This is a genomic window from Holdemanella sp. (assembly GCF_056804935.1).
In genome coordinates, this window is record NZ_DBMEXE010000021.1 from 8,801 (window position 1) to 14,956 (window position 6,156).

Below are 6,156 nucleotides of genomic sequence, written 5' to 3' on the forward strand. Positions count from 1 at the left end.
ACATGTTTGAACTAAGATAGTATTAAATGTCGTAATCTTTTCTGGTATATACTTATATACCGTATTCTCCTGATTTAATACGACATACGGATTGGTTGGATCGGCAATCAATCTTAAATCCGAATACAACACAGCTTCGTTTTCATAGAACGTCGTTAAATCAATATATGAATAGTGCATCAACAATTGTTTTAAAGAATCATACGAAAAATTCTTTCGAAAACGATTCACAAAATTGACGATATATTCATTATCTGCATTCTGCGTTTCCTTGGCTTCTTTATAATATAACGTATTTTTTAAATTGAAATCTTTCAACTCTATAAAATCCATAAATTTATCCGGTGAAATATGTTGATTTACCAAATAATCAATATCATCACTATCTAGATATTTTAATAAAACATCACGATTTTCATTGGTTGTATAAGGATATCGAGCTAAAGGATCATACGATTTATCCATGGTATATAGACAATATAAGCCCACCGCTAGACAAACCACAATCAATAAAATACGTGCTCGCAATTCTTTTTTACTAATCAAAATAAGTACCTCACGCACCCCATTATACTAGACTATTAATTCTCATGCAAACGAGCATATAGAATCTTAGCCACATCTTCAGGAATCACTTCACTCAATTGTTCTACACTCGCAAGACGCATCTGCTTCATGCTTTTAAAATGCTTCAACAATTCCTTTTTACGCTTAGGCCCAATACCGCTCACCGTATCCAATACAGATTTTGTCATAGACTGATCTCGAAGTTTTCTATGATACGAAATCGCAAAGCGATGCACTTCATCCTGCATACGTGTTAATAAGAAGAATAAGCTCGACTTGGAATCAATTGGAATTTCATTTAAATTCACATCCATCAATGCTCTTGTCGCATGCTTATCATCCTTTACGAGTCCTGCCACTCTTAAATCAAGCTGCAACATATCTATAATTTCTTTGGCCGCCGCAATCTGTGCAGCACCACCATCCACCAACAATAAATCTGGCATCGGCAAATGTTCTTTCAACAATCGAAAGTATCTTCGATAAATGACTTCTTTCATACTGTCCACATCACTGCGATACCCATCTAATTTATAATGACGATATGAATTCTTATCGGGTAAGCCATCCTTAAAGACAACCAAACCACTCACATTAAACGTACCTTGGATGTGGGAGTTATCAAACATTTCAACCGTATGAATATCCGCATTGAATAATTTTGACAACATTTCATTGGCCTGACGCAACTCATTATCCTTACGAAATACCAGTTTAAACTTCTGTTCATGTGCTTCCTTGGCATTTTTATAAACCAAATCTATCAGTTTCTTTTTTTCACCACGAACTGGAATATGCACATTCGTATTTAAAGCTTCCTTTAAAACGTCCACTGGCGTTCCAGACGGCACCAAAATTTCTTTTGGCACCACATTTTTTTCATAATACTGCATGATAAAGCTAGTAAAGGCATCCATCTCATCTTCATACAACGGTGTAATTGACATGTTTCTCTCCAATAATTTTCCTTGACGAATAAAGAAACCTTGAAAAGAAATGTATCCAGAATCCACATAATATCCAAATACATCACGATTAGCACGATCTTTAAAGTCAATCGTCTGTTTTTCAATGACATGCTCTAAGGCTTGAATCGTATTATAGATTTCCTGTGCTTTTTCAAACTGCAAGTTTTCACTGGCCTCCATCATTTTAGCCTGCAAAGAATCCATCACCTCTTTGGTGTCTCCCTGCAAAAACTTCTTAATTTTTTTACGCGTCATTTCGTTTTCCTTAGGATCAATCTCATGAATACAAGGTCCTAGACATTGGTGCATGTGATAGTACAAACACGGAGAATCTGGAATATGACGACATTTACGTACACAAAAGATCTGATTGATCAATTTCACGATTTCATAAGCCGATTGACTACTTGGATACGGCCCAAAATATTCACTCTTTTTATTTTTGATATTTCGTGTTGTACGCACCACAAAATTATTCTCTTTTGTGATCTCAATATATGGATATGTCTTATCATCCATAAACATGATGTTGTAAGGTGGCATATGTTTTTTTATTAAATTGATTTCTAATAATAAAGCCTCTTTTTCACTGCCCGTCACGATAAATTCAAAATCACGAATGTGCGACACTAAACGCGTCGTCTTATTGTTGTGGGTACCATGAAAATAAGAACGCACACGATTCTTTAATACTTTGGCCTTTCCCACATACAATATATTCTGATTTTCATCTTTCATGATGTAACAACCAGGAGAATCTGGAAGTAAGGCTAATTTATCTTGTAGATGTTTAGAAACACTCATTTTATCCCCTACTTTAATATAACGATAGTTGCACCAAGTCCACCTTCACTTGGACCGGCACTGTTAAACTTAGAAACATTTGGCTGTTTCTTTAAATCCTTCCATACGGCTGTACGCAAAGCACCCGTACCCATACCATGAATGATACGTACTTGTTTAATGTGTTTAACGACAGCTTGATCTAAATATTTATCTAAAGCAGCAATGCCTTCTTCAACACGCATTCCAATTAGATTCAACTCCAAAGGAAAACGACTAGATACCGATTCTACATGTGCTTTATAAGTTGCTTTCTTGATTTGTGGCTTATGCATAGGCTCCAACTTCGAAATTTTCACCTTCATCTTCATACCATTCGTTAAAACGGTAGCTTCATTTCTTCGAATATCCACAATTTCACCATGCGAATTCAAGCCTGTGATTTTTACATAATCACCAACCTTAAACTCTTTCTTATCTTCTTCAACTTCTTCAACATGCTCATTTAAAAGATCCAGTTCATGCATCTTTTCAATCTGCTTATGCTGCTTACCCGTCTTTTCTTTACGAAGCACAGTTAAGATTGCTTTGGCCTCTGCCTTTTTCTTTTCGAGCATCTCATTCAATTGTTCCTGATACGATGCATCCAATTGGGCCTTACGCTTTTCGATTTCTTTTTCTTTTTCGTAAGCCTCCTTTTGAACGCGGTGCGCATCTTCAATCAATTGATTAAAACGCTCCTTTTGTTTCAAGACATCATTTTGAAGTTTTTCTAATTTCTCCAATTCTTTTTCTGTCTGCTTTTCATTTTCATTCTTTAAAAAATCCGCTCTTTCTAAAATGGACTCTTCTAAATTGTATTCTCTGGCAATATGAAAGGCATAACTTGCTCCAGATACACCAGGAATATATTTATAGGTTGGTTTTAATGTTTCTGGATTAAACTCAACACTCGATACTAATACAGAATCATTTGCTTTTCCATATGTTTTTACTTGCGAATAGTGTGTTGAAGTAATAATCGTACTTCTTTTTGAAATCAAATACTCCAAAATCGCAACCGCAAGACTGGCTCCTTCTAATGGATCGGTACCATTTCCAATTTCATCCAATAAGATAAAACTATTCTCATCACTCTTCTGACAAATATGAGACAGACGAGAAATATGACTTGAGAAAGTCGATAAGTTGTTTTCAATGGACTGATGATCTCCAATGTCAAAATACATCGATTGATAGAATGGTAGAATGGCTTTATGACATAATACGGGAAATGCTGCATGGGCCAAAGCTACAAAGAGTCCAATTGTCTTTAATGTGACAGTCTTACCTCCCATGTTTGGTCCTGAAATCATAAGGCAAGCTTGTTTATCATTTAATTCATATGTGTTACAAACCACTTTCTTTTCATCAATCAAAGGATGTTTGGCATGTTCTAAATACATAGAGTGATCTCTTGATTGTAAAGATGGAATGCAACCATCATAGCGTACTGCCCATTTTGCCTTTGTGAAAGCTACATCAATTACAGTTAATGTTTCTAATGCCGAAGTTAAAGACAACGCATTTTTCTTAACTTGCATCGACAATTCCTTACAGATTCGTTTCTTTTCTTCTTCAATACGAATCATCAAAGAAGAAATCTCATTATTATCAGCTACAAAGCTGGATGGTTCAACATAATAGGCAAGTCCTGAACTGGATTGTCCATGAATCATACCGCCAAAGGCATTCTTGTCTTGGGCACGAACCAAGACAACAACACGTCCAGATACAGTTGTCGTCATATTTTCCATAAGTTTTGAACTGTTCTTCTTTAAAAACTGTCTTGATTTCGATTGTAATGCTAAGCGCGTATCTACCAACGCCTTATGCATACTTTTTAATGCGGGTGTCGCATCTTCTTTAACCGATCCTGTTAGATCAATCTTTGAAATGATTGAATCCATCAAACGTGTACATCCATCCATAGATTGAGCTAAATTTGTCAGTTCTGGATAATCCGATGAATCCAAGCTTTGTTTGGCTTGTTTAACAGCCGTTAAAAAATGGTAGATGGAAATCAATTCTTTACTTGTTAGTGTCATCTGTTTCAAAGCTTTTGAGACTGGTAAAGAAATATCATTCGCTCCTGATAAAGAAAGTAAGCCTCCGGCTTGTTCAAACTGAATGGCTTCTTTGGCATAGTTTAATTGTTCTTGTATTTCTAATTTATCAAATACAGGCAACGCATTTAAAATTTTTTCTTTGGCGCAAGAAAAGCTAGAAAATGCAGAAATCTGTGTTAATACACTTGAAAAATCAATGGCCTGGTTTAATTCGTTTCTAAAATTTTGTTCCATAAAATACTCCGTTCTCACCTATTTTAACACAAAATTTATGGTAAACTAAATAAGGTGATTAAAATGGCAACATTGACAAAGAATATGACAAAAGAAGAGATCTTTCAATTAAAAAATCGATTATCTCCTTTTATATTAAAAGAAAGTACGCCACAGTATACGTACTATCAAATCAAGACGAAAGAATGTTCGATTACGGCATATACAAGTGGTAAAGTTGTATTTCAGGGAGCCGATCTTTCTTGGTTAGAACCGAAACCAACGCATAGTGAAGCACAAGATCAAGCGGGCAGCGATGAAGTGGGTACTGGTGATTATTTTGGTCCGGTTGTAGTGGCTAGCTGTATTGTCACAAACAAGGCTCGCAAAAAACTTGCGCATCTTGGCATTCAAGATTCAAAGCAGGTGGATGATGTTAAGATTCGTAAGCTTGCACCTATCATCAAGGAAGTGTGTCCACATAGTATTTTGATTGTTCCCAATTCAAAATATAATGACATGCATGATACTTGTAATATGGTAGATATGAAGTGTCGTCTGCATAACCAGGCTTATGTAAATTTGGTACATAAAGGATATACGCTTCCTAAGCAGATTGTTATTGATCAGTTTGTGCAAGAAAAAAGTTACTATCGCTACTTACAAGGCTTTCCTGAAGTCATTCGGGGTATCACGTTTGAGACCAAGGCCGAAAACAAATACCTGGCAGTAGCTTGTGCGAGTATCCTGGCAAGAAATGCCTTTCTAGAAACGTGGGATCTTATGGAAGAAAAATATGATTTCAAATTTGAGAAGGGTGCCGGAAGCAAGGTGGATGTGTGCGGTAAGAAATTCGTACAAAAATTTGGAAAAGAAAAGCTTTACCAAGTGGCAAAGCTTCATTTCAAAAACACACAGAAGATTGGAGTTTAATTTCCAATCTTTTTTATCGGCTTCTTCGATCATTTTCAGCTAAAGAATAATAACGCTTTTTATCTTCATACATCTTTTGATCGGCTTCTTGTAAAGTTTCAGATAGATTTGAACAAGTTTCTTTCCATACACAACCTGTCGCAACACTGATTTCTAATTCTTTCATTCGTTTGAGTAATTTTGCATATTGATCAAAGAATAAGAGTTCGGATACATCTTGTTCAATGACCACAAATTCATCTCCACCTACACGATAGGAATTATCTAAGAAGATTTCTTGTAGAGCATATGATGCAGTAATAATGAGTGTATCTCCTGCGATATGTCCCATTTTATCATTGATTTCTTTAAGTCCATTTAAATCTAAGTAAATAACACCTAAAGAATGGAGTTCTTTGTTTCTATTTTGTTCTATATATTCATTAAAGTGATTGCGATTTTGTGCATAGGTTAAAGAATCTACATAACTTAAATTTTTTAGTTTTGTCTTCTCTTTTTCTCTTTCCATAGCCGTTTTAATAAAGAAACATAAAGATTCTAAGAAATCTTTTTGGTAGTAATTCTGTTTTGGATTGTCTACCGCA

At 35.3% G+C, this 6,156-nt stretch carries 4 protein-coding genes and 1 pseudogene; 1 reads left to right on the forward strand and 4 read right to left on the reverse strand.

Going from position 1 to position 6,156, the window contains the following annotated elements; all coding sequences use genetic code 11:
- The 3 genes and pseudogenes from ACZQCL_RS02080 to ACZQCL_RS02090 all read right to left on the reverse strand — a co-directional run.
- Positions 1-546: pseudogene (locus tag ACZQCL_RS02080) on the reverse strand (M15 family metallopeptidase); the annotation flags it as partial.
- A 35-nt stretch (positions 547-581) separates the two neighbouring features.
- Positions 582-2,339, reverse strand: a complete 1,758-nt coding sequence (gene uvrC, locus ACZQCL_RS02085; protein WP_482481746.1) for an excinuclease ABC subunit UvrC — start codon at positions 2,337-2,339, stop codon at positions 582-584.
- A gap of 8 nt (positions 2,340-2,347) precedes the next feature.
- A complete protein-coding gene (locus ACZQCL_RS02090; protein ID WP_482481747.1) occupies positions 2,348-4,660 on the reverse strand; it encodes an endonuclease MutS2 in 2,313 nt (770 codons plus the stop codon).
- Between the two features lie 63 nt (positions 4,661-4,723).
- On the opposite strand from ACZQCL_RS02090, the gene rnhC reads away from it, so the two are divergent.
- Positions 4,724-5,572, forward strand: a complete 849-nt coding sequence (rnhC, locus tag ACZQCL_RS02095) for a ribonuclease HIII (RefSeq protein WP_117571286.1) — start codon at positions 4,724-4,726, stop codon at positions 5,570-5,572.
- A 13-nt stretch (positions 5,573-5,585) separates the two neighbouring features.
- Here the strand turns inward: rnhC and ACZQCL_RS02100 are convergent.
- The coding region (locus ACZQCL_RS02100; RefSeq protein WP_419007792.1) for a GGDEF domain-containing protein at positions 5,586-6,156 on the reverse strand (571 nt) is incomplete at its 5' end.

Coding starts and splice junctions, on each gene's coding strand:
- uvrC (WP_482481746.1), bottom strand. CDS start 2,339: ATGAGTGTTTCTAAACATCTACAAGATAAATTAGCCTTACTTCCAGAT.
- ACZQCL_RS02090 (WP_482481747.1), bottom strand. CDS start 4,660: ATGGAACAAAATTTTAGAAACGAATTAAACCAGGCCATTGATTTTTCA.
- rnhC (WP_117571286.1), top strand. CDS start 4,724: ATGGCAACATTGACAAAGAATATGACAAAAGAAGAGATCTTTCAATTA.